Below are 24,387 nucleotides of genomic sequence, written 5' to 3' on the forward strand. Positions count from 1 at the left end.
AATTTAGACACTTAGTGTTCCTCCAATTAAATGGTGACCCCTGTGTATGAGGTAAGTGAGTACGCCGGCAACATGCTGACAGTCGAGATCCGGGAGGCGGCAGGCGGACGCGACCAGACAGTTGCTGCGGTGACGTTGAATTCGGACGAACTGAAAAACACCCTGCACTTCTCGGGACGGCGCAGCATCTCCGACGTGTTCCACCCGGACTTCGCAGACTATCTGCAAAATCTGCTCGCCCGCGCGGTCGAGGCCCCGATGGTTCTGACCGACCCGGATGTGATCCAGTCGTTCGGCGGCGCCGTGGTTGCGCGGATGCGCATGCTCGTTAACAAGGCGGTGGATGGGGGGCGTCACATCACGGTGCGTTTCGCCTATTTCATCGGCGCGATGTCTGGTTTGTTTCGCCGCGATGAGTTAAGCCATCACATGCCGCTGCCCCATCGGGAGCGCGCTGCGGTGCAGGCGCTCGACAGCATCTGCACGCCTCTGAGCAATATCGCCTCGCACCTGGATCGCATCCTTGAAAATCGAAATGCCACGGAATCCGTGCGCTCTCGTTTGCGCAAGATCGAGGATGAAACCGTCGAGCTGAAGTTCTACACAGAGTTGTTGCGGCGATATGTGGATGATTGCGCGCGAGAGCGTGCCGGGCACGAGGAAGACCACGCTCTCGAGTATGAGAACGGCGAGGCAACCACTGCCATCGAAGAGGTTGAGCGCATGATGGTGGAAACCGGGACGTAGCGCGGGGCGTCTTGTTCCACACGCTACCCCCGGGAGCATGACTGCTCTGGTTGCGGCCGGGATCCCTTGAGCCGAAAGTTGGACCTTGCCAACCGGGACAGACTTGAAATCGTCCCCGTTTCAAATCGCCATAGTCCGATGGCCACGCCCCCAAAGACCATGCCCAAGTGACATCCACCACGTCAGGGACCCTTTGTGCTCACCCACGTCGGGTATGGTCCAGCTGTTGCGACGCCATGGGCGCGCGATTTGGTTTTGCAAATTTCACCTTGGCAGATAGATTTTCTGATTTTCTACAAATGGTGGCCGCGGCGCCGATTCTTCCAAAATCATGGATGGTTTGTGCTTGGTGACTTTACCCGAGCAGGACAAATAGGCATGCATACCAAAAACAATTCCAAAGCCTGTGAAAGCGCTTAGAGAGAAAACCTCACAGGTTGGACACCTGATCGCCGAGATCCAACCTTTCGAGGTTCTTTTTCAATTCTGCAAAGCTACGTGGTTTGGAGAAATAAAACCCCTGTAATATATCGCAACCGATGGCGCCGAGTGTTTTTGCTTTTTCAATGGTATCCACCCCCTCGGCGATGATCTTCACATCCAAAGTGTGTGCAAGGTCCACAACTGACGCCACCATTCGTTCCGCGCGCTCGCTTTTTCCAAGCGGGAAGATGATATTTCTGTCGATTTTCAGGGCGTCCGGCTCGATGTTGAGGACGCCATTGATCGACGCATGGCCGGATCCGAAATCGTCGACATCAATCTGAAAACCAAGATCCTTCAGCGCATCGATGCAGAAGATCAGCGCCTCGCCCTCATCCTCGCAGGAGATCGATTCCAGAATTTCAAACGCGTAACTCTCGCGCTGATCGGGGATGCGTGCGCGGACCGTTTCGATAAAGCTCGGCTGCATGATGCGCGCCGCGCTTACGTTGAATGCCACCCGCCGCACCAGAATGCCCTCGGCGCGCAGGCTGCGCATATCCGCCACCGCCCTGTCAAAGATGCAGCCATCCAACTCCGCCTCAAGCCCAAGCTGCTTGGCAATGCCCAGAAACCTGTCGGGGGGCAGTACACCGCGGTCGGGATGCTCCCAGCGCGCCAGCACCTCAACCCCGGCTAGATGCCAGGTCAGAGCATCATGCTGCGTGTGATAATAGGGCGTTATTTCGCCTGCCTCGATCGCATAGGGCAGTCGGTCCGAGAGCGCGCGCTCTTCCAGTACCTCTGCCCGCATCTCGGATGTGAAAACTTCTACCGCGCCGCGCCCCGAAGCCTTCGCCCGGTAGAGCGCCGCATCCGCATTGCTCAGCAACTCGCTGGCCGTGATTTCACCGGGAACGCCATGCGCGACCCCAAAGCTTGCCCCGAAATTGCAGCGCTTGTTGCCCCAGACCACAGGCTCTAGCACCGCCCGAAGCACCCGAGTCGCCAGGGTTTGCGCCTGCTCGAGCGTTGTCCCGGATCGACAGAGAACGACAAATTCGTCGCCTCCCACCCGCGCGGGAACATCCCCCGCCTTCGTGTGCGCCCGAAGCACATCCGCCACGTGGCAAAGCACATAGTCCCCGGCCTCGTGGCCGAGGATGTCGTTGATTTTCTTGAACCGGTCCAGGTCGATCCGCACCAGAGCAACGGGTTCTGTCTGCAATCTTCGGCTCAGCTCGCGATCCAGGTGTCGCCGGTTGGGCAAATGCGTCAGTGGATCGCTGAGGGATTGCAACTCCAACCGGTCTTTCGTCTCTCTGAGCGCCTGCGCGGCGCGGCGCTGTTCCCGTTCATTCCGCACCAGATCTGTAATGCAGATGCGTGTCACCACCTTGTCGCCAAAATCGGTTTCATTCACCCGTGACACGATATGGCGATCGCCAGCCAGTTCCAGCTGGGTTTCTGTACAAAAGCCATGGTTGACGATGCGTTGGTTGTAATTCTGGATGTAATCCTTGGCCGAAACCCCACGCAGCAAATAGTGCCCGGATTCTACCGCGTCAGCGAGGATCTCCGTGAGGGTCATGCCGGGCACAACTTTGTCGGGGTGAACATGGCTCAATTCTCGATAACGATCGTTGCAGGTCACGAGACGGTTTTCTTCGTCGAAGATCGCAAAGCCATCTTTGGAGGCCTCCATCGCGGCCGTCACGCGCTGCGACATCCGGTTCAACTGACGCGCCTGCTCCATATGGAGATGCCACGCGCGCGCCATCTGACGGGCGAGAAACACAAAGAACAACACCAGACAGAGGCTGATCACAGCGGTGCCGGTTTTGACAATTCGGACCAGTTGTTCCTCGATCAGATCGACGTAGGGACGAAACGAGAGGCTGAGGTGCTGAAGCTCCTCAACGCCTGCTGTCAGTTCCCTGTTCAGGTCATCGGGACTTTCGATCCCCTCGACGAGGAGCCTGTCGCCGCGTGCAGTCGCCAACAGCAACTCATCCGTTTGAAACGTTGCAGTCAGCGCTGATTGGCAGATGTCAAAGGCCGGCCCCGCACCGAGGCGCAACACGGCCCGGCGTTCAAAGTCGGACAGGTTGTCGAGACACCACCGCGCCTGCGCGCGCGCACCTTCAAGAAGCGCGTGCAGCTGTTGCGCCGCCTGCGCTCCAAGCACCGGGTTTTCGTTTAGAACATCGAGGGACTCATGCACGAGGTTCAGATGCACAAGGTTGCGCTGGCGGTATTCACTCGCCAGAGTCAAATAGCGATATCCCAGAAAAGACACCCCGATCTGAAGCGCGAGGATAAGGGCAAAGAACACCAGCGCCTGCCGCAGGCTCATCCGTCAGGCCTCCTACACAGCCACTCGATACAACACCGGGCTGACCGTAGCCGGATATATTTTCGGAAAAGCTAATGTCGCGCGTTTTTTTCGTAAGCCGGCGCAGCCCCTGCTTAATGCGCGCTGTCCCCCTTGCGTTTGCAGTGCATTTTGGGGCTCATACGGTGCGAAATACCAAACCAGAAACAGGAGCGAGCATGAAAGCCATAGTTCACACCGCACGCGGCACCGCGCGGGACACCTTGGTCCTGACCGAAACAGAGACCCCGACCCCCGGCCCCGGAGAGGTGCTGGTCGCGATGCGGGCCTCTGGGGTCAACCCATCGGATGTCAAGCTGCGCTCTGGCGCGCAGGGGCCGATGGTGGCCGAGCAGGTCTTGGTTCACAACGATGGCGCAGGCGTAATCGAGGCCGTCGGCGACGGTGTCGGACCGGCCCGGATCGGGCGTCGGGTCTGGCTCTACAATGTGAACCGCTCTGCGGATGGGCTAGGTCAGGGCCCGCTTGGAACAGCGGCGGAATTCGCAATTGTGCCAGCACATCTTGCGGTGGATCTGCCGGATGCGGCCAGCTTCGAGGCCGGCGCCTGCATCGGCGTGCCCGCAATGACAGCGCATCGCGCAGTGATGTGGGCCGGATCGGTCGCGGGCAAGACCCTGTTGATCACCGGCGGCGCAGGCGCAGTCGGGCACAGTGCCATCCAGATTGCCAAGGCCAAAGGCGCGCGCGTCATCGCCACCGTCTCAAGCGACGCGAAGGCTGAGATCGCCCGCGCAGCAGGCGCCGATGAGGTGCTCAACTACAAGAGCACGCCTTTGGTGGATCAGCTGATCGAACTGGTGGGCGCAGGCGGTATTGACCATGTCGTCGACGTGGATATCGCCGCGCATATGGAGATCTACCCGCAGATCCTAAAGCTCAACGGTTCGGTCGGGGCCTATGCCTCCGCCAGTAACCTCACGCCCGCCCTGCCCTTTTACCCGCTGGCCTTTCGCAACATTCAGATCCAGCCAGTTTTTGTCTACTCGATGAGTGACAGCGCCAAAGCAGAGGCGATTGCAGACATCAACGCGCTCCTGTCCGCGGGTCAGCTGACGCCGCGCATTGACCGCGTCTTTGCGCTTGAGGAGATCGTTGACGCACATGAGGCCGTGGAGGCAGGCACCCTGGTTGGAAACGCGATCCTGAAGATCTGAGTGCCGAACACAAAACAAAAAGGGCCCCGCAGATATGGGGCCCTTTTTGTGAATTGAAGCACACTGGTACTCAGCTGATATGCGCGGTGGCCTCGATTTCAACAAGCGCGCGATCCTCGACAAGCCCTGCTACGATCAGCATCGACATTGCCGGGAAATGCTTGCCGAACACCTCGCGATAGGCAGCGCCCACCTCGGCCTGATGTGCCAGGTATTCCTGTTTGTCGGTGACAAACCACGTCAGGCGCGTCACATCAGAGGGCTTGCCTCCGGCCGCGTCGACGATGGCCGCGATGTTTTTCAGCGCCTGACGCATCTGGCTTACGAAATCATCACCGACAAATTCCTTGTTTTCGTCCCAGCCGATCTGGCCGCCAATATGCAGCACGCCGTCATGGGTCAGCATGCCATTGGCATAGCCTTTGGCCGGTGCCCAACCTTCGGGGTGGATGGTTTTATGGGTCATATCTGCCCTTTCATCTCATTCTCAATTTTGGTTCGGATCGGTGCGGGCCAGGGCGCTGAGCGCCCCTCGGCATTGATATGCACCAGGGTTGTTTCCGTCGAAAACCGCAGCTCCTCGCCACAATGTGCGGTCATCTCGTAGGTCAGCGAAGACGTCCCCAGCCGCGTGACACGAAGGCGCAGGACCAGATGATCCCCGTGACGACTGGGCGCGGAAAAGCGGGTCTGGATGTTTGCCGTGGGCACACCTGCGGTTTGATGCATGTCCTCAAAGGGCCAGCCAAGAACATCGGTAAACCAGCTCTCGACACAATCGTTCATCATCTCGAAGTAGCGGGGGAAAAAGACAATCCCCGCCGGGTCGCAATGTTTGAACAATACTTTCTGTGGCATCTCATACATGGCTCAGACCCCCACGTAGCGTTCGCTGATGTCCGGGGTCAGCGCCGCCATGGCACCGCTCCAGACGGTCTTGCCGCGCTCCAGCACCACGGCGCGGTCGCAGACCTGCGCCAGCTCGGCCAGCGTCTTGTCGATCACGAGGATCGCCATGTCGGTGTCCGCCTTGAGCTGGTTGATCGCCGCCCAGATCTCCTGGCGGATGATCGGCGCAAGGCCCTCTGTCGCCTCATCCAGGATGAGGAGACGCGGGTTGGTCATCAGCGCGCGACCAATCGCGAGCATCTGCTGCTCCCCGCCCGACAGTGACGCCGAAAGCTGGCTGTGGCGTTCGCCCAGCCGCGGGAAAAGCTGCGTGACGCGGGCCATGTCCCAGTCACCGGGACGGCTGGTGGCCAGAAGGTTTTCGGCCACCGTGAGGTCCCGAAAACAGCGCCGCCCCTCCGGCACCAGACCGAGGCCAAGACGTGCGGCCTTGTGGCTGGGCAGAGCGTGCAGGTTCTGGCCATCAAACTCCAGCGTACCGCCTGCGTTGATCATGCGGCAGATTGCCTTGACGGTGGTGGATTTGCCCATGCCGTTGCGGCCCATCAAAGCCACTACCTCGCCCGGGTTGATGTCGAGATCGACACCAAAGAGGGCCTGGCTCACGCCGTAGGAGGCAGTGAGAGATTTTACGGACAAAAGGCTCATGCGCTTTCTCCCAGATAGGCTTCGCGCACGCGCGGATCGGTGCGGATCTGATCGACGCTGCCCGTGGCAATCACCTCGCCATAGACCAGAACGCTGATCCGGTCCGCGAGCGCAAACACCGCGTCCATGTCGTGTTCAACCAGAAGGATCGGGGCCTCCTGGCGCAGGCCATCCAGGAACCCGGTGAGGTTCTTCGACCCTTCCGCCCCGAGCCCCGCCATGGGCTCGTCCATCACAAAGGCCTTGGGCGCAAGCGTGAGGGCCACCGCGACCTCGAGTTGTCGGCGTTGGCCATGGCTGAGGTCAGCGCAGCGCTTGGCCTTGCTTTCTGCAAGGCCCACGCGCTCGAGCGCCGCCTCGGCACGATCCCGCAACGCAGAATCACCCAGCGCGGATGCCCAGAACCGCCACGGCCGACCACTGGCGCCCATCGCGCCAAGGGTGGCATTCTCGAGCACCGTGTCCTCCATCGCGAGTGCAGAGATCTGGAACGTCCGTCCCAGCCCCGCCCGCGCGCGCTGGTCTGTGCTTAGGCCGGTCACATCCTGCCCCATCAGCTCCACACGTCCGGCATCCGGCGTGAGCGATCCGCAGATCTGAGCAATCAATGTCGACTTTCCTGCGCCATTGGGGCCGATGATGGCGTGAATTTCGCCGGGGCGCAGGTCAATCGAGATGTCACGGCTGGCCTTGAGCGCGCCAAAGGATTTGCTGATGCCATATGTGGCGAGGATCGTCTCAGTCATGGGTTGCCTCCTTCCCGGCCACCAGCCCGGTGATGCCACCGCGCGCAAAGAGCACGACCGCAAGAAGGATCAGCCCGAGGAAGATGTGCCAGAATTCAGTGATCCCGCCGAGGAAGTGTTCAAGCGCCACAAAGGTCACTGCCCCCGCGACCGGCCCAAACAGCCGCCCGACGCCGCCAAGGATCACCAGGATCATGATTTCGCCCGAGAACTGCCAGCTGAACATCGTCGGGCTGACAAAGCGGTTGAGATCGGCAAAGAGCGCGCCCGCAAGGCCGGTGATGACACCGGAAATCACAAAGGCCACCAGTTTGAGGCGCATGGGATCCATGCCCACCGCTTCGACCCGCGCGGGCACCTGACGCGCTGCGTTGAGCGCAAGCCCAAAGGGAGAGCGGCGCAGGCGCGCGGTAAAGATCAGCACCACCACGAGGATCGCAAGACACAGCCCGTAGAACTGGATCGGCGCCAATGTGTTGAGGCCGGGAAAATCGTTCCTGACATAGATCGACATACCGTCCTCACCACCATAGGTGGTCCAGGAAATCGCGAAGTAGTAGAACATCTGGCCAAAGGCGAGCGTGATCATGATGAAATACGCCCCGGTGGTGCGCAGGCTCAGGATGCCAATGACCAGCGCTGCGAGCGCCGAGACCACAACAGCCAGAAGCCAGATCACCGGCATGAACTTGGTGCCTTCGATCAGGAAGGGCCACTCCATCAGCGGCGTGTAGCTCTGGGCGTGGTGGGCCAGGATGCCCATGGCATAGCCGCCGATCCCAAAAAACACCGCGTGGCCAAGGCTTACAAGGCCGCCAATGCCAAGAGCAATATTGAGGCCGGCAGCCGCCAGCGCGAGGATGACTGCACGGGTCGCAAGCGTGATGGTGAAAGGTTCATCGCTCATCAGCGCCCATGCAGGCACGGCAATGAGGCCCAGCATCAGGGCTGCGTTAAAATAGGTTTCTCGTGTCATGCGCGGGCTCCGAACAGGCCAGAGGGACGCCAGACCAGTACAAGGCTCATCAGGATGTAGATCGACATCGAGGCGATCGACGATCCGGCAGATGTTGCGGGGGCCGCGTCCATAAAGAGTTTGAGCACTTCGGGCAGGAAGATCCCGACCAATGTATCCGTGAGCCCCACCAGCAATGCGCCGATAAAGGCCCCTTTGATGGATCCGATACCGCCGATCACGATCACGACGAAGGCAAGGATCAGCACCGGCTCGCCCATGCCGACCTGCACCGACTGGATCGCACCAACCAGCGCCCCCGCAAGACCGGCCAACGCGGCGCCAAGGGCAAAGACCAGCGTATAGAGCTTGGAGATGTCCACACCCAGGGCGGCAATCATCTCTCGGTCGTTCTCGCCCGCACGGATCTGAATGCCGATCCGGGTGCGCTCGATCAGGAGCCACAGGCCGAAGGCCACCAGAAGCCCCACCCCGATGAGCGCAAGACGATAAAGCGGATACTGGATACCTCCGGGCAGGGTAACCGGCCCCGACAAGGCATCGGGAATGTCCAGAAACAGCGGAAAAGAGCCAAAAACCCAGCGCGTGCCTTCGGAGAAAATCAGAATGAGCGCAAAGGTCGCCAGCACCTGATCGAGGTGATCGCTGTCATAGAGCCTGCGGATCACCGCAACCTCGATCACAGCCCCCGCAAGCGCCGCCGCCGCAAGCGCCGCGATAAGCGCCAGCACGAAGGACCCCGTGACGCCCGCCACGGCCGCCGCGGCAAAGGCCCCAACCATATAGAGCGAGCCATGGGCAAGATTGATGAGGCCCATGACCCCAAAAATCAGCGTCAGCCCCGCCGCCATGAGAAAGAGCATGACGCCGGACTGAAGCCCGTTCAGCACCTGCTCGATGATAAGTATCGTGGACATGTGTCTTCTTTCAGGTGTGTCCCGGCCCGCACAGACTGCGAGCCGGGCGCGCCTCACTTACATCTTGCACTCGTCCACATAGGCGTTTGCATGATCCTCAAGAGCGGTGCCGACGATCTTGTTGGTGTAGACGTCGCCTTCCTTGATGACCTCACGCACATAGACGTTCTGGATCGGGTGGTTGTTGGCCGCAAAGGAGAATTCGCCGCGCACAGAGGCAAAATCGGCCTCCTTGAGGGCCGCAGCAAAGGCTGCGTCATCATTCACATCCGCCTTGTCGATGGCCGACAGCAGCAGGTTTGCGGTGTCATAGCCCTGCGCCGCATAGATCGACGGCAGACGGTCGTATTTCTGCTGGAAGGCCGCAACAAAGGCCGCGTTGGCCTCATTGTCCAGATCCTTGGACCAGGTGGAGGAGTTCTTGACGCCAAGCGCCGCTTCGCCCACCGCTTGCAGGATGCCCTGATCAAAGCTGAAGGCCGGGCCGACGACGGGCAGGTCGACGCCGCTGTCAGAATATTGCTTCAGGAAGGAAATCCCCATGCCGCCGGGCAGGAAGAAGAACACGCTGTCGGCGCCGGATGCGCGGATCTGCGCGATTTCAGCCGCGTAATCAGTCTGGCCGAGCTTGGTGTAGACCTCCCCTGCGAGATCGCCTTCATAGAAACGTTTGAAGCCAGTGAGGCTGTCGATCCCCGCCGGGTAGTTCGGTGCGAGAATGAAGGTGTTCTTGAACCCCGCCTGCGTTGCATAGGCGCCCGCGCCTTCATGCAGGTTGTCGTTCTGGTAGGCGACCGAGAAATAATTGGCGTTGCAGCCTTTGCCCGCCAGCTGTGCGGGGGCCGCGTTGGTCGAAAGATAGAACAGCCCCTGCGCGGTAGTCGCAGGCACCACGGCCATTGCAAGGTTGGACCAGACGATACCGGTCATCACGTCGACCTTTTCGGACTGGATCATCTTATCGGCAAGCTGCACGGCGATGTCGGGCTTGCGCTGGTCGTCCTCGATGACCACTTCGACATCATCGCGACCTGCGGCTTCCATCGCCAGCATGAACCCGTCCCGCGTGTCGATGCCGAGGCTCGCACCGCCGCCCGAAAGCGTGGTGATCATCCCGACTTTGACCTCTGCCATCGCTCCGCCCGCGGCCAGCGCCGCGGCCGCTGTGGCCAACATTAGCTTCTTCATGATCAAACTCCCTGTTTGTGGTTGGTTTGTTTTATTATTCAACGAAGCCGGAACCGCTGAATCTTGCCGGTCTGCGTCTTTGGCAGTTCTTCGGCAAAAATGATCGAGCGGGGATATTTATAGGGCGCAATGGTCGCCTTCACGTGGCTCTGCAGATCCTTGATGAGCGTCTCAGACGGCGCGAAGTCCGCGTTGAGCACGATATGCGCCTGCACGATATGTCCGCGCGCCTCGTCCGGGGCGCCAATGACCGCACATTCCGCCACCGCCGCATGCGCCAGAAGCGCAGCTTCCACCTCGGGGCCAGCGATATTGTAGCCCGCCGAGACGATCATATCGTCGTTGCGCGCAGCAAAATGGAAATAGCCGTCCGCATCGCGGATGAAACTGTCGCCGGTGATGTTCCAACCATCCGCGACATAGCCCGCCTGCCGATCATCATTAAGGTAGCGACAGCCCGTCGGCCCGCGCACCGCAAGGCGGCCAACTTCACCATCGGGCACAGTGTTGCCTTCGTCATCGACCACCTTGGCCTCGTAGCCGCGCACAGGTTTGCCGGTGCAGGCAGGACGGTGGTCGTCAAACCGGTTGGAGATAAAGATATGCAGCATCTCGGTCGCGCCGATCCCATCGAGCATCGGCTTGCCGGTCTTGGCCATCCAATCGTCATAGACAGGTTTGGGCAGGGTCTCGCCCGCAGAGACAGCGGCGCGCAGGCTGCTCAGATCCGCGCCCTCTTCCATCGCCGAGAGCATCACGCGATAGGCGGTCGGCGCAGTAAAGCACACGGTCGCGCGGTATTTCTCGATGATCTCGATCATATTGGGCGGTGTGGCCTGTTCCAAAAGCGTCGCGGTTGCCCCGAACCGTAACGGGAAAATCGCTAGCCCGCCAAGCCCGAAGGTAAAGGCAAGTGGCGGAGATCCCACAAAAATGTCCTCCGGCACCACATTGAGCACATCACGGGCATAGCCATCGGCAATGATCAATAGATCGCGGTGAAAATGCATGGTGGCCTTGGGCTCTCCGGTCGACCCGGAGGTGAACCCCAGGAGCGCCACATCATCGCGTCCGGTCTCTACCGCCTCAAACTGCACCGGTTTCTCCAGTGCCAGCCGGTCAAGTTCAGCGTCGTGGTTGGAGGTCCCATCAAAGCCCACGACACGCTCAAGCACATCGCACTGGGCCGCGCAGGCCTCCATCTCCTCCATCAGCCGCGTATCACAGAGCGCAAACTGGATCTGCGCCTTCTCGACATATTTTTTTAGCTCTGCAGCGCGCAGCATCGGCATGGTGTTGACCACCACCGCGCCCGCCTTGGTGGCGGCGAGCCAGCAGGCCACCATCGCCGGATTATTCGCAGAACGGATCAGGATGCGATTGCCCGGTTTGACGCCCAGATCCTGAACCAGCGCATGCGCCAGCCGGTTGGTCCAGTCGGCCAACTCCTTATAGGTGCGCTGCCGCCCGTTGCCGATCAGTGCAGTACGGTCGCCAAAGCCGCGCTCCACCATCGCATCGGTCAGTTCGACGCCCGCGTTCAGATGCTCGGGATACTCAAACCCCTCAAGCATAAAATCGGGCCACTGATCCGCAGGCGGCAAGGCGTCGCGGGTGAATGTATCGGTATGTGCGGATGCTCCGAGCGTCATCATTTGCCCTCCAATGCCATCATCGCCTGCCGCGCGATCACCACGCGCTGAACGTCGCTCGCGCCCTCATAGATGCGCAACGCCCTGATTTCGCGATAGAGTTTTTCAACCATCGCGCCCGAACGCACGCCCTCCCCCCCAAAGAGCTGCACCGCCTTGTCGATGACGACCTGTGCCGCCTCGGTCGAGAACAGCTTGGCCATTGCCGCCTCGCGCGTGACCCGCGCCGCACCACTGTCCTTGGTCCAGGCCGCGCGGTAGACCAGCAGCGCGGCCGCATCCACATCCAGCGCCATATCGGCGATATGCCCCTGCACCATCTGCAAATCAAAGAGCGGCGCGCCCTGCACATGACGCTCGGTGACACGCCACAAGGCCTCGTCCAATGCCCGGCGCGCAAAGCCGAGCGCCGCCGCCGCCACGGTAGAGCGGAACACATCCAGCACCGACATGGCGATACGGAACCCCTGCCCCGGCGCACCGATCATGGCGCTTGCGGGGATGCGCACATCGCTGAACCGCAAGGTCGCCAGCGGGTGCGGTGCGATGGTCTCGAGCCGCTCCACCACCTCAAACCCGTCCAGATCCGGTGTGACTATGAAGGCCGAGAGCCCCTTGGCGCCCGGTGCCTCTCCGGTGCGGGCAAACAGCGTGTAGACATCGGCGATCCCCCCATTGGAGATCCAGGTCTTTTCACCATTCAGCACATAGTCATCACCATCGCGCACCGCCGTCATGGTGGAGTTCGCCACATCCGACCCCGACTGCGGCTCCGTCAGCGCAAAAGCAGCAATCGCCGCGCCGCTGCGGGTTTTCGGCAGCCACTCCGCTTTCTGCGCGTCGGTTCCAAACAGCGAAATCGCGCCTGTGCCAAGCCCCTGCATGGCAAAGGCAAAATCCGCAAGCCCATCGTGGCGGGCGAGGATCTCACGCGCTAGGCACAGCTTGCGCACATCGAGGCTCTTCGAGGCACCCGCAGCCGCAGTCGGCTGCAACACCCCAGCCGCGCCAAGGTCCGCCACCAGCCTGCGACAGGCCGCATCGGTATCGCTGTGATCCACCTCAAGGCCCTCGGCCACAGCTTCGACCTTGGCAGCCCAAGCTCGATGCTCTTCGTCGAAAAAGGGCCAATTCAGAAAACTCTGGTCCGCCACGTTATCTTCCCCGTTGTCTTCATCTTCTTGTCAAATATCCTCGCCGAAGGCGAAATTCGGCGCTCTCAGTCGCCTTCAAACACTGGTCGCTCTTTCGCGACGAAGGCCTCATAGGCGCGGCGGAAATCATTGCCCTGCATGCAGATCGCCTGCGCCTGCGCCTCGGCCTCAATCGCCTGCTCAAGGCTCATGGACCATTCTTGCGCCAGCATCGTCTTGGTCATGCCATTGGCAAAGGTCGGCCCCTCAACGATGCGCTCTGCCATCTTCATGGCTTCGGCTTCCAGCGCCTCAGCGGACGCGAGCCGGTTAAAAAACCCCCAGCGTTCGCCTTCCTCGGCGCCCAGCGACCGACCCATATAAAGCAGCTCCGCCGCGCGGCCCTGTCCGATGATACGCGGCAGCATGGCGCAAGCGCCCATGTCACAACCCGCAAGCCCCACACGATTAAAGAGAAACGCCACCTTGGCCTCAGGTGTGGCGATGCGCAGATCACTGGCCATCGCTATGATCGCCCCTGCCCCCGCACAAATGCCATCCACCGCCGAAATCACCGGCTTGCTGCAGTTGAGCATCGCCTTCACAAGATCCCCGGTCATGCGGGTGAAGGCCAAGAGCTCTTTCATGTTCATCCTGGTGAGCGGGCCGATGATGTCGTGCACATCCCCGCCAGAGGAAAAATTCCCGCCATTGGGCACGATCACAACCGCATGCACCTCGTCCGAATAGGGCAACGCCCGGAACCAGTCGCGCAGCTCTGCGTAGCTTTCAAAGGTCAGCGGGTTCTTACGCTCCGGCCGATTGAGCGAGATACGCGCGATGCCGCCCTCAATCGTGCAATTGAAATGCGTTGTCTCATCGAGGCTCATGTCGGGTCATCCTTTGTCTTCTTGGGGCGCCGCAACCGGCTGGATCTGGTCCAGAAGCGCGCTCATTTCGGTGATTTCATCTGCGCCAAGCCCCGCCATCATCTCGCCGATCCAGGCCTCATGCTCGGCGGCGAGGCGGTCAAACTCGGCCTCTCCTGCAGGGGTCAGCCGCGCCACCTGGGCGCGACGGTCGCCGGGGACCGCAACCCGCAGCGCCAGACCGTCCTCGGTCAGCCGGTCCACGATGCCGGTCACATTGCCGTTGGACACGCGCAGAAATTGCGAGAGCTGGCTCATCTTGAGCCCTTCGGGATTGCGCGAAAGCGCTGACATCACGTCAAACCGCGGCAGCGTGGTGTTGTGGCGATCGCGCAAGCGACGGCGCAGCTCGGACTCGATACTGCCTGACGTCTTCAAGAGCTTCAGCCACAGACGCAGCCGCGCCTTGGAGGCCGTGTCGCCGAGATCAGCTTGCGCTGCGGTGCCGCTCATATCTCGCCCCCCGTCAGGGCCAACGCGTGCCCGTTCACCGATCCCGCAGTGTCCGACGCCAGCCAGAGCGCAGCATCCGCGACCTCTTCGGGCTGCACAAAACGACCCTGGGGATTGTCGGCCTTGAGGGCGCCTGCGGCCTCCTCGGATGTCATCCCGGTCTTGGCGCGGATATTGTCGATGCTGCGCTGGAGCATCGGCGTTTCCACAAACCCCGGACAGATCGCATTGACCGTCACGCCTGTGCGCGCCAGTTCCTTGGCGAGCGAGCGAGTAAGCCCGACCACCGCGTGTTTGGCGGCGCAATAGGCGCTGACATAGGCATAGCCCTTGAGCCCCGCCGTCGAGGCCACCGCGATCATGCGCCCACGCCCGGCCTCTTTCATGCCCGGCAACACCGCCTGCCAGAGGTTCACGACGCCTCCGAGGTTCACCGCCATCATCTCCGTGAGAAGCTCTGGCTGCATCTTGGCAAAAGGCACGCTTTCGGCCGCGCCCGCATTTGCAATCGCCACAGTCACCGGCCCGCGCGCGGCGGCTGCGCGCGCCACCGCGGATGTGACGCTTGGCGCATCCGTTACATCGCAGACCTCATAAGGAAGCCCCTGCTCTGCAAGCGTTTTCTCCGTTCGCCCCATCAGGGTCACTTTGGCCCCCTGGGCCGCGAAGGCCTGGGCGCAGGCGGCCCCAACACCGGTGCCGCCGCCCGTGATCAGGACATGTTCTTGGCGTGGATCTTGGCTCATGCGCGCAGGGTCTCCGCTTCTTTGTCCGCAAGACGCCAGCTCTGATCGCGCCCCGCCAGATAGGGCAGCGGCCAGTCGGGGGCTGCACGATCACCGATCTTGCTGCCCTCGTGAAGGGTCCAATACGGATCCGAGAGATGCGGGCGGCCCACGGCCACCAGATCCGCGCGGCCTGCCATCAGGATCGAATTGGCATGATCGGCCTCGAAGATATTGCCCACAGCCATGGTACAGATGCCCGCCTCGTTGCGGATCTGATCCGAAAACGGCGTCTGGAACATGCGGCCGTAGACGGGTTTGGCCTCGGTGGTGGTCTGACCGGCAGACACGTCGATCAGATCCGCACCGGCCTCCCAAAAGGCACGCGCGATCTGGACGGCTTCGTCCGGGGTGACGCCATCCTCGCCCACCCAGTCATTGGCGGAGATCCGCACCGACATCGGCTTGCCTTCGGGCCAGACCGCGCGCATCGCGGCAAAGACCTCGAGCGGATAGCGCAGGCGGTTTTCAAGGCTGCCGCCATAGTCATCGCCGCGCTGGTTCGAGACCGGCGACAGGAACGACGAGATCAGATAGCCATGGGCTGCGTGCAGCTCGATCATGTCAAAGCCCGCACGATCCGCCATCTGAGCCGCGCGCACAAATTGATCGCGCACCTCGTCCATCTCGGCGCGGGTGATTTCGCGCGGGGTGGCGTTCTGCCCAGACCACGGGATCGCAGAGGCGCTGACGATATCCCAGTTGCCCTCTGGCAGCGGTGCATCCATCTCGTCCCAACCAAGCTGGGTGGAGCCTTTGCGTCCCGAGTGGCCGATCTGGCAGCAGATCTTGGCGTCGGTTTCGGCATGCACAAAATCGGTGATCCGCGACCATGCGGCCTCATGCTCCGGCGCATAGAGCCCCGGACAGCCGGGGGTAATCCGGCCCTCTGGCGATACACAGGTCATCTCGGTGTAGACCAGCCCCGCGCCGCCTTTGGCGCGTTCGCCGTAATGCACCAGATGCCAGTCGGTCGGGCTGCCATCCTTGGCCTTGTACTGCGCCATGGGCGAAACGACGATGCGGCTCTTGAGGTCCATCTCGCGCAGGCGGAAGGGGGCAAACATCGGCGCCCGCAGCGGCGCATCCTTGGGCGCCCCCGCCTGATCCATGAACCAGCGCTCCGCGCTCTCAAGCCAGTCCTTGTCCCGTTCGCGCAGGTTTTCGTGGCTGATCCGCTGACTGCGAGTCAGCATCGAGTAATTCAGCTGCACCGGATCAAGATCCAGATAGCGCTCCACCCGCTCGAACCACTCCATCGAATTGCGTGCCGCAGACTGCAGGCGCAACACCTCAAGACGGCGCTGGTCTTCGTATTCGTCAAAGGCGCTTTGCAGATCAGGCTTTTCATGCAGCAGATCGGCCAGCGCAATCGCGGATTCCAGCGCCAACTTGGACCCTGACCCAATCGAGAAATGCGCCGTCGCGGCCGCGTCGCCCATCAGGACCACATTCTCGTGACTCCATTTTTCGCACAAAACCCGCGGGAAGCGGATCCAGGCGGAGCCGCGAATATGGTTGGCATTGGTCATCAGCGCATGGCCGCCCAGATGATCCTTGAAGATTTCTTCGCAGGTCTTGATGCTTTCCTGCTGGCTCATGGAGCCAAAACCAAAGGCGTCAAAGGTCTCTTGCGTGCATTCCACGATGAAGGTCGCGGTGTCGTCGTCGAACTGGTAGGCATGCGCCCAGACCCAGCCGTGCTCGGTTTCCTCAAAGATAAACGTGAACGCATCCTTGAAGGTCTGATGGGTGCCAAGCCAAACAAAATTACAAAGCCGCGTGTCCACATCCGGCTTGAAGGTGTCGGCATACAGGCTGCGTGTGCGCGAATTGAGCCCGTCACTGGCGACCACAAGATCGTAATCCTTGCGATAGTCCTCGGCGCTTTGCACTTCGGTTTCGAACTGCATCTTGACGCCCAGTTCACGGGCGCGCTCCTGCAGAAGGATCAGCAGCTTCTTGCGCCCGATGCCGCAGAACCCATGACCAGAGGACACCTGCCGCGTGCCTTTGAACAGAAGCGCGACATCATCCCAATAGGCAAAATGAGACCGGATCGACTCGGCGCTCTTGGCGTCATTGGCTGCCAGATTGTCGAGCGTCTCATCCGAGAGCACCACGCCCCAGCCAAAGGTGTCATCGGCCCGATTGCGTTCGATCACCGTGACCTCATGGCTGGGATCACGCAGCTTCATCGAGATCCCGAAATACAGGCCCGCTGGCCCCCCTCCCAAGCATGCAATGCGCATCTGATCCTCATTCCCACATCGGTTATTGATGAAGTCAGGTTCTGCGCATCTCAAAACAATTTCAAGCTTGAAATTTCTATTTTTAAAGCATTAACTGCGAGGCCCTCGAGCGCATCGCTCTGATGAAATCCAAAAACCAACACCTAAATAATTGATTTTAATTCATAATAAATCCACTCCGGAAGATCCCTCGCGCGCCAGGCGCTGCGTTCCCAGCGCTCAAAATCGCGTCACTGCCAATATCAAGGGCCAAGGGCAGGCCCGTCTGAGCCTGCCCTGCCGTGAGTCGCACCAGGATTTCGCCCCCCTACCAGACGCCTGTTTCCGCAAGCAGTGGCCATGTGCTGACCAGGGGCGCAGGCCCGGGCAGAGCATGCGTGCAGTACCAGATTTCCTCTGGCTGCACGTCGACGATCCGCTCCGCCCCTTTGAAGTGGGACACGCGGTCAGGGCGCCAGTCGACCGTCGCCAGACCGGTGACAAAGATCCCCGCACCGCTTTTGAAGTCGGGGATGAAAAGCCCTACGCGCCCATCGGCCTCAATGTTGCCGAGCGTGTTGAAAAACCGGTTTCCGGCAAAATCGGGAAAGGAGAGCGAGCTGTCGTCGTTGATCGTCAGGAAACCGGGCCGCCCGCCACGGTGCGAGGCATCAACCCCATCGATGGGGCGCGCTGACATCTCGGCCGCGCGCGACGCGATAAAAAAGGTATCGGCCTGCGCGACCAGCGCGCGGCTTTGCGACTCCCAATCGGGCAGCGCCACGGCCTCGGGCGCTGGCGGATTGGCGGGCCATACGAGATCGCGGGTCTGGATATACTGCGGGCAATTGCCAAAGCTCAGGTCCACCGCGATCTCAAATCCTTCTCCATTGACCGCAGTGATGGTGCCGTTCATGCGGTTGCGGCGGCGACTGGCCATTTCCATGCCCACCGCGCCCACCTTGGCCCCGGCGCGAACATCCAGCCAAAGCGTTTCGCCCAACACTGGGCGCGCCCCGACCGCCAGATGACCGGGGTCGCGCGAACGCAGAAAGCCAACTTCACCCACCGCAGGTGTCGCCCAGACTCGCCCACGCGCGTCAAGCAAACCCAGAAAGAGCACCGGCAGGCTCTCAAAGAAATCGCGATGCTGTTGAGGCATCTGCGGGCGGATGGCATGGGCCACCCGCTCGCGATAGCTTGGCGCGACACCGGCGCGGTTTTGCAGGATCAATTCGCCTGCGTGGAAAACCTGCTCAGAGCGGGACATCTCAGGCGCCTCGCGCAAGCTCTGGCAGCGGGGAGGCCTGCATCGGCACAAACCCCTGAAGCGCTTCGACCCGATCGATCCACGCCCGTACCTTTGGATAGGCCGCAAGGCTCACACCTCCCTCGGGCGCGTGTGCGATATAGGCGTAGGCAGACACATCCGCGATCGTAGGCGCCTCTCCTGCCAGGTAGTGCTGACCCGAGATCAGACCTTCCATCTGCTCCAGAAAGGCATGGCTGATGGCACGCGCTGTCTCCGTTTCCGGCGTGTCGCTCGCGCCGGTCAGGGTCCGCCAACGCGCCCGCGCGGGACCGGTTGCCAGATGCGATACCGTAAGCGACAGCCAGCGCTGAACTGCGGCGGCCACACCGGGCGCGCGGGGCAACCAACCCGTCTCTTTGCCGTAGGCCTCGACAAGATAGACAAGGATCGCATTGGAATCGCTGACGATGGTGCCGTTGTCGTCCAGAACTGGAACCTGCCCAAACGGGTTGAGATCCAGGAACGCGGGCGCCTTATGCGCGCCCTGCAGCAGGTCGAGGTCGACCAACTCATAGGGCAGATCGAGGATCGAGAGCATCATCTCGACCCGGTGACAATGCCCCGAGAGCGGGTGGCGATAGAGTTTGATCGGTGCGGAGGAGGAGGCAAATTCGGCGTTCATTTGGGTATCCTTGAGGTCTATCTGTGAGGTCAATCTGTCGGGAAAGTCGTGGCTCAGAGGCCAAGGTCGCTGAGGCCCGGATGGTCGTCAGGACGACGCCCAAGCGGCCAGTGGAACTTGCGATCCGCCTCAGAAATGGGGTGCTCATTGATGGAGGCGTGGCGCTCTTCCATCAGGCCGTTCTCATCAAACTGCCAGTTTTCATTGCCATAGGCGCGGAACCAGTGGCCGCTGTCGTCGCGATATTCATAGGCGTAGCGCACAGCGATGCGATTGCCGTCAAAGGCCCAGAGCTCCTTGATGAGCCGATATTCCAGCTCGCGCGCCCATTTGCGGGTCAGGAAGGCTTCGATTTCGGTGCGCCCAACGGGAAACTCTGCCCGGTTGCGCCAGCGGCTGTCAGGCGTATAGGCCAAGCTGACCTTGGCCGCGTCGCGGCTGTTCCAGCCATCTTCGGCCAGACGGATTTTTTCAATGGCGCTCTCTCGGGTGAAGGGCGGCAGCGGCGGGCGGGCTGTGGATGTCATCTCTATCTCCGATGTGGCGGCGCGGGTGTTCGCCTCTGTCGAGAGAGATAAATCAACCCGTTGTGTAAAATAATACGGCGTGTCAGAAAGAGATAATTTCACGTTTTGATAGCAATCGGAGCCAATGCATGGACCGCATTCAAAGCATGCAGGTGTTTGTCGCCGTCGCCGAAGAAGAGGGCTTTGCCGCGGGCGCGCGCCGGATGGGGCTGAGCGCGCCATCGGCCACGCGGGCGATCAACGGGCTTGAGACACAGCTAGGCGCGCGACTCTTTACACGTACCACCCGGCGGCTGCATCTGACGGACGTGGGGCAGCGCTACCTTGAGGACGTGCGCCATATCCTGACCTCATTGCAGGCGGCAGACGATACAGCGCGCGGCGCGGCCAGCGCGCCGGTGGGTCTGTTACGTCTCACCTGCCCCAATGAATTCGGTCGCATCTACATCCTGCCGATCCTGCTGGATTATCTCGATCATTATCCCGACATGCGCGCAGAATTGGTCCTGTTGGACCGGGTGGTGAACATCGTCGAAGAAGGCTTCGACGTGGCCCTGCGCATCGGCCATCTGCCCTCCTCGACGCTCTCGGCGGTAAAGGTCGGAGCGGTGCGCCGGGTGCTCTGCGCGGCTCCCGCTTATCTGGAGCGGTACGGCACACCAGAAACTCCGGCGGATCTGAGCGCGCATCGCATCGTGGCTGTCAATGTGATCTCTTCTGCGACCGAATGGCGGTTCGGCGCCCAACAAGAGATCGCCGTGCGCATCGCGCCGCAACTCTGTGTGAGCACCGTTGCAGCCGGGCGTGACGCGGCGCGCGAAGGCTGGGGGCTGTGCCGGATGCTCTCGTATCAGGCCGGACGCGATGTCGCGGAGGGGCACCTGACCTGCCTGCTCGAAGACTATGAGCCAGAAAGCATGCCGATTCATCTGGTTCACACCGAAGGACGGCGCGCCCCAGCCAAGGTGCGCAGCTTTATCGATTTTGCCCGCGACCGGCTGCGCGCGGACCCGGTGCTTCAGGCCTTGTCATCCAGCAAGGGCTGTGGGCTGAGCGCTTAGAAATCAAGCCCCAGATCGACGGTGCGCGCCGAATGCGTGAGCGCCCCCGAGGAGATGAAATCCACCCCCGTGGCTGCAATTTCCGCCACTGTGTCGCGTTTGACGTTGCCGCTGGCCTCGAGCGCCAGACGTCCGGCATTGATCTCGACCGCCTCACGCAGCTCAGCAGGCGTCATATTGTCCAAGAGCACAACGGAGGCACCGCCGACCTCCAGCACCTCGCGCAACTGATCGAGCGTGTCCACTTCGATTTCCACCGCCATCATGTGGCTGGCATGCGCCTTGGTGGCATCCAGCACCGCGCGAATACCACCCGCTGCAGCGATGTGGTTGTCCTTGATGAGGATGGCATCCGAGAGCGAATAGCGGTGATTGAAGCCACCGCCATGCAATACCGCCAGCTTTTCGACCATCCGCAGCCCCGGCGTGGTCTTGCGGGTGCAGGTGATACGTGCCTGTGTGCCACGGGTTTCAGCGACCATGGCCGCCGTGAGCGTTGCGATCCCCGTCAAACGCCCCGCAAAGTTGAGCGCAACCCGCTCCCCCATCAGGATCGACGCCGCCTTGCCCTCGATCTCCATCAGCACATCGCCGGGCTGACACACAGCGCCATCTGCAACGCGGGTCTTCACCTCAAGGGTCGCATCCACCAACCGGAATGCCAGCGCGGCCACCTGCATGCCAGAGACCACCGCCTCTTCGCGGGCGCGCAGGCGGGCGGAATAGGTAACATCATCGGGGATCACCGCGCGGGTGGTCACATCGCCATAAGAGCCGAGGTCTTCCATCAGGGCGGATTTGACCAATGGCTCAAGGATCAGGTCGGGCAAAGTGGCAAAGCTCATGGGGTCTCCGGGTCGGATGCACTGGCATCACACAGGCTGTCACGGAGCGCTTTGGCTGCCTCCCACGTGAGGCGGGAGCGATGCGCAAGCGCAGGCAGGGTTTCGGGAAAATCGGACCGCTCATGCGCGCCACGGCTTTCTTCGCGCAACAAGGCGGCGGCGGCGATCATGGTAGCGGCGGTACAGATGTTTTGAAAGCTTTCGCAGTCGGGCTGCGTTGCTGCGAGGGCCGCAATCTCGCTGAGGGCCGCGCGCAGCCCGGCTGCATCGCGCACCACGCCCACATTCTGTGTCATTGCACGGCGCAGGGCCGCGACATGGGCTGGATCAGTTGTTGCACCACCCGGCGCAAATTCAAGGCGCACAGACGTGGCCTCTTTGAGGGGACCCAGCGTGCGTGCGATGTCCTGGGCGGCGCGGCGTGCGTAAACCAGCGCCTCCAGAAGCCCGTTGGAGGCAAGACGATTGGCGCCATGCAGCCCGGTGGAGGCACATTCACCGCAGGCCCAGAGCCCCGGAAGCGAGCTCTTTCCGTCGAGATCGGTGGCAATGCCGCCCATGTGGTAATGCGCGGCCGCCGCAACCGGGATTGGGTCTTGGGTGGGGTCGATACCATTGCGCGCGCAGGCCGCGCTGACGGCTGGAAACACGGTGGTGATGGCCTCACCCAAAGCGGCCCGCGTGTCCAGAAGCGGGCGTTTTCCTGCGATGGACTGCGCAAAGATCGCCCGCGCCACCACATCGCGTGGGGCCAGTTCTGCGTCGGGATGTTCGTCCAGCATGAAGCGCGCACCATCTGCGTTCACCAGGATTGCGCCCTCACCGCGCAGGGCCTCTGTTGCGAGCGGTGCCGGGTCTTCGCCGACATCCATCGCCGTGGGGTGGAACTGCATGAACTCCGCATCGGCGATCTCGGCGCCCGCGCGCGCCGCCATGCCCAGCGCCTGCCCCCGGATACGGGGCGGATTGGTGGTAATGGCATAAAGCCCGGCGCTGCCGCCCCCGGCCATCAAAACGGCCTGACCGCGCAAGACCAGCGGTGCCGATCCAGAGGGTGCGGAGGAGGCCAGTCGCACCCCCGTCACCGCGCCATCCGAAAGTTCCAGCCCTTCGGCCATCGCCCCTTCGATCACCTGGATCGAGGGCGTTTCCCGGAGCCGTTCGATGAGGGCGCGCATGATCTCCGCGCCGGCCTGATCGCCCTTCACGCGCACCACGCGGGCATAGCTGTGCGCCGCTTCGCGCGACATCACATAGCTGCCGTCGGCAGTACGATCAAAAGGCGCGCCCAATGTGGTGAGATCAAGGATATGCTCGCGCGCCTCGCGTGTGACCAGATCCGCCACTTGCGCGTCCACTGTGCCCGCCCCAGCGCGTTGGGTGTCGCGCGCATGCGCCGCAGGGCTGTCGCTCACGTCCATTGCTGCCGCAACACCACCCTGCGCCCAGGCCGAACTGGCCCCCTGCCCCAAGGGATCCGGGGAAATCATCACCACCGGGCGCGGCGCGAGCGTCAACGCCGCATAAAGCGCCCCCAGCCCCGCACCGATGATGACGATGCGGTTGCTTTGGATGTCCTGAGAGCTTTCCATGCTGCGCTTAGATGCCCAGCTTGCGCGACAGGTCGATCATCGCCTGCACCGCGTGTCGCGCCTTGGCGGCCATTTCGGGCTCGACCTCGACCTGACCCTCCATGGAGTGCAGCGACCAGAGGACTTTCTCCAGCGTGATCTTCTTCATGTAGGGGCACATGTTGCAGGGGCCGACAAATTCGACTTCGGGCAATGCGTCGGCAATGTTCGAGGCCATTGAACACTCGGTGATCAGGAGCGCCTTTTCCGGCTTCTCATCCGTCACGTATTTGAGGATGCCGCTGGTGGAACCGGAGAAATCGGCCTCTGCCACCACATCCGGCGGACATTCGGGGTGCGCGATCAGCCGGGTGCCGGGGTTCCATTCGCGGAAATCGCGCAGATCCTTGGCGGTGTATTGCTCATGCACGATGCAGGAGCCTTCCCACCAGACCACGTTCTTGTGCGGCACATCGCGGGCCACATTCTGCGCCAGATACTGATCCGGCGTCATGATGACCGTGTCGCTTTCCATTGCGCCGACGATCTGGGCCGCGTTGGAGGATGTACAGCAAATGTCGGAGGCCGCTTTCACCTCGGCGGTGGTGTTCACATAAGACACAACCGGCGCGCCGGGGTAACGGCGGCGCATCTCCTCGACCCCTTCGGCGGTGATCGACTCCGCAAGGCTGCACCCTGCATCCATGTCGGGCATCAGCACCGTTTTGGAGGGGCTCAGGATCTTGGAGGTTTCGGCCATGAAATGCACGCCGCATTGCACGATCACATCGGCCTCGACCTCGGTCGCCTTGATCGCGAGCTGCAGACTGTCGCCCACAAAGTCGGAGATGCCGTGAAAGATCTCGGGCGTCATGTAGTTGTGGCCGAGGATCACGGCGTTGCGCTTGGCCTTGAGCTCATTGATGGCCTTGACGTAGGGCGCATAAAGCACCCAATCGACGGGCGACACCACGCGCGACATGCGCTGATAGACATCAGACATGGCTTCTGCGAGTTCGGGGTTCGGAGTGAGATCGTAGTGCTGAGACAATTCACTGCGCAGCACGGGAATATCTAGCGACATTGCTGGGTTTTCCCCTTCATATGGTCGCGGGCCGCAGACGTATCGCAACGGCACCAAAAAATCGGACGGGTTTGCA

Annotated in this window: 23 protein-coding genes; 3 read left to right on the forward strand and 20 right to left on the reverse strand. The window is 61.6% G+C overall.

What is annotated here, in order from left to right; translation table 11 throughout:
• Positions 1–72: 72 nt before the first annotated feature.
• Positions 73–747 (forward strand): hypothetical protein, encoded by a 675-nt coding sequence (locus TM1040_RS15560; RefSeq protein WP_254658832.1) that lies wholly within the window; start codon positions 73–75, stop codon positions 745–747.
• A 430-nt stretch (positions 748–1,177) separates the two neighbouring features.
• Here TM1040_RS15560 and TM1040_RS15565 read toward each other — a convergent pair whose 3' ends face one another.
• Positions 1,178–3,526, reverse strand: a complete 2,349-nt coding sequence (locus TM1040_RS15565; protein ID WP_044026866.1) for a putative bifunctional diguanylate cyclase/phosphodiesterase — start codon at positions 3,524–3,526, stop codon at positions 1,178–1,180.
• Between the two features lie 197 nt (positions 3,527–3,723).
• Here TM1040_RS15565 and TM1040_RS15570 point away from each other — a divergent pair, with 197 nt between their 5' ends.
• A complete protein-coding gene (locus tag TM1040_RS15570) occupies positions 3,724–4,722 on the forward strand; it encodes an NADPH:quinone reductase (RefSeq protein ID WP_011539551.1) in 999 nt (332 codons plus the stop codon).
• A gap of 70 nt (positions 4,723–4,792) precedes the next feature.
• On the opposite strand, the gene TM1040_RS15575 is transcribed toward TM1040_RS15570, so the two are convergent.
• The 16 genes from TM1040_RS15575 to TM1040_RS15650 all read right to left on the reverse strand — a co-directional run bounded on the left by TM1040_RS15575 (position 4,793) and on the right by TM1040_RS15650 (position 19,750).
• Positions 4,793–5,188 (reverse strand): RidA family protein, encoded by a 396-nt coding sequence (locus tag TM1040_RS15575; protein WP_011539552.1) that lies wholly within the window; start codon positions 5,186–5,188, stop codon positions 4,793–4,795.
• Positions 5,185–5,589, reverse strand: coding sequence for an acyl-CoA thioesterase (locus TM1040_RS15580; protein ID WP_011539553.1), 405 nt, complete (start codon positions 5,587–5,589; stop codon positions 5,185–5,187). Before TM1040_RS15580 ends, TM1040_RS15575 begins: the two co-directional genes overlap by 4 nt.
• A gap of 3 nt (positions 5,590–5,592) precedes the next feature.
• The gene (locus TM1040_RS15585) at positions 5,593–6,279 is read right to left on the reverse strand and encodes an ABC transporter ATP-binding protein (RefSeq protein ID WP_011539554.1); all 687 of its coding nucleotides are present in this window, start codon (positions 6,277–6,279) and stop codon (positions 5,593–5,595) included.
• Complete coding sequence (locus TM1040_RS15590; RefSeq protein WP_011539555.1) at positions 6,276–7,025, reverse strand: ABC transporter ATP-binding protein; 750 nt, start codon at positions 7,023–7,025, stop codon at positions 6,276–6,278. Before TM1040_RS15590 ends, TM1040_RS15585 begins: the two co-directional genes overlap by 4 nt.
• A complete protein-coding gene (locus tag TM1040_RS15595) occupies positions 7,018–8,001 on the reverse strand; it encodes a branched-chain amino acid ABC transporter permease (RefSeq protein ID WP_011539556.1) in 984 nt (327 codons plus the stop codon). The genes TM1040_RS15590 and TM1040_RS15595 overlap by 8 nt, the downstream gene beginning before the upstream one ends.
• Positions 7,998–8,918, reverse strand: a complete 921-nt coding sequence (locus tag TM1040_RS15600; protein ID WP_011539557.1) for a branched-chain amino acid ABC transporter permease — start codon at positions 8,916–8,918, stop codon at positions 7,998–8,000. Before TM1040_RS15600 ends, TM1040_RS15595 begins: the two co-directional genes overlap by 4 nt.
• A 57-nt stretch (positions 8,919–8,975) precedes the next feature.
• Complete coding sequence (locus tag TM1040_RS15605) at positions 8,976–10,106, reverse strand: ABC transporter substrate-binding protein (protein WP_011539558.1); 1,131 nt, start codon at positions 10,104–10,106, stop codon at positions 8,976–8,978.
• Positions 10,107–10,144: 38 nt separating this feature from the next.
• Positions 10,145–11,758, reverse strand: a complete 1,614-nt coding sequence (locus tag TM1040_RS15610; protein ID WP_044026867.1) for a benzoate-CoA ligase family protein — start codon at positions 11,756–11,758, stop codon at positions 10,145–10,147.
• On the reverse strand, positions 11,758–12,912 hold the full coding sequence (locus TM1040_RS15615; protein ID WP_011539560.1) for an acyl-CoA dehydrogenase family protein: 1,155 nt from the start codon (positions 12,910–12,912) through the stop codon (positions 11,758–11,760). The genes TM1040_RS15610 and TM1040_RS15615 overlap by 1 nt, the downstream gene beginning before the upstream one ends.
• A 65-nt stretch (positions 12,913–12,977) precedes the next feature.
• A complete protein-coding gene (locus tag TM1040_RS15620; protein WP_011539561.1) occupies positions 12,978–13,781 on the reverse strand; it encodes an enoyl-CoA hydratase family protein in 804 nt (267 codons plus the stop codon).
• 6 nt (positions 13,782–13,787) lie between these two features.
• Positions 13,788–14,273: a MarR family winged helix-turn-helix transcriptional regulator gene (locus TM1040_RS15625; RefSeq protein ID WP_011539562.1), complete on the reverse strand. Its 486-nt coding sequence runs from the start codon at positions 14,271–14,273 to the stop codon at positions 13,788–13,790.
• Complete coding sequence (locus TM1040_RS15630; RefSeq protein WP_011539563.1) at positions 14,270–15,019, reverse strand: SDR family NAD(P)-dependent oxidoreductase; 750 nt, start codon at positions 15,017–15,019, stop codon at positions 14,270–14,272. The genes TM1040_RS15625 and TM1040_RS15630 overlap by 4 nt, the downstream gene beginning before the upstream one ends.
• The gene (locus tag TM1040_RS15635) at positions 15,016–17,310 is read right to left on the reverse strand and encodes a bifunctional salicylyl-CoA 5-hydroxylase/oxidoreductase (protein ID WP_011539564.1); all 2,295 of its coding nucleotides are present in this window, start codon (positions 17,308–17,310) and stop codon (positions 15,016–15,018) included. The genes TM1040_RS15630 and TM1040_RS15635 overlap by 4 nt, the downstream gene beginning before the upstream one ends.
• A 307-nt stretch (positions 17,311–17,617) precedes the next feature.
• The gene (locus TM1040_RS15640) at positions 17,618–18,559 is read right to left on the reverse strand and encodes a pyridoxamine 5'-phosphate oxidase family protein (protein WP_011539565.1); all 942 of its coding nucleotides are present in this window, start codon (positions 18,557–18,559) and stop codon (positions 17,618–17,620) included.
• Between the two features lies 1 nt (position 18,560).
• Complete coding sequence (locus tag TM1040_RS15645) at positions 18,561–19,223, reverse strand: glutathione S-transferase family protein (RefSeq protein WP_011539566.1); 663 nt, start codon at positions 19,221–19,223, stop codon at positions 18,561–18,563.
• Positions 19,224–19,276: 53 nt separating this feature from the next.
• On the reverse strand, positions 19,277–19,750 hold the full coding sequence (locus tag TM1040_RS15650; protein WP_011539567.1) for a DUF1348 family protein: 474 nt from the start codon (positions 19,748–19,750) through the stop codon (positions 19,277–19,279).
• Between the two features lie 128 nt (positions 19,751–19,878).
• On the opposite strand from TM1040_RS15650, the gene TM1040_RS15655 reads away from it, so the two are divergent.
• Positions 19,879–20,811: a LysR family transcriptional regulator gene (locus tag TM1040_RS15655; RefSeq protein WP_011539568.1), complete on the forward strand. Its 933-nt coding sequence runs from the start codon at positions 19,879–19,881 to the stop codon at positions 20,809–20,811.
• Here TM1040_RS15655 and nadC read toward each other — a convergent pair.
• Genes nadC through nadA form a run of 3 tightly spaced genes read right to left on the reverse strand, consistent with a single transcriptional unit; the run spans position 20,808 to position 24,311 of the window.
• Positions 20,808–21,656 carry a carboxylating nicotinate-nucleotide diphosphorylase gene (gene nadC / locus TM1040_RS15660; RefSeq protein ID WP_011539569.1) on the reverse strand — a complete coding sequence of 283 codons (849 nt, stop codon included), beginning with the start codon at positions 21,654–21,656 and terminating at the stop codon, positions 20,808–20,810. The two genes, TM1040_RS15655 and nadC, sit on opposite strands and share 4 nt — an antisense overlap.
• Entirely contained in the window at positions 21,653–23,248 is a 1,596-nt protein-coding gene (locus TM1040_RS15665) for an L-aspartate oxidase (protein WP_011539570.1), read from the reverse strand. The genes nadC and TM1040_RS15665 overlap by 4 nt, the downstream gene beginning before the upstream one ends.
• 7 nt (positions 23,249–23,255) lie before the next feature.
• Positions 23,256–24,311, reverse strand: coding sequence for a quinolinate synthase NadA (nadA, locus tag TM1040_RS15670; RefSeq protein WP_011539571.1), 1,056 nt, complete (start codon positions 24,309–24,311; stop codon positions 23,256–23,258).
• Positions 24,312–24,387 lie beyond the last annotated feature (76 nt).

Origin of the sequence: Ruegeria sp. TM1040 (assembly GCF_000014065.1) — a bacterium.
Taxonomy (GTDB): domain Bacteria; phylum Pseudomonadota; class Alphaproteobacteria; order Rhodobacterales; family Rhodobacteraceae; genus Epibacterium.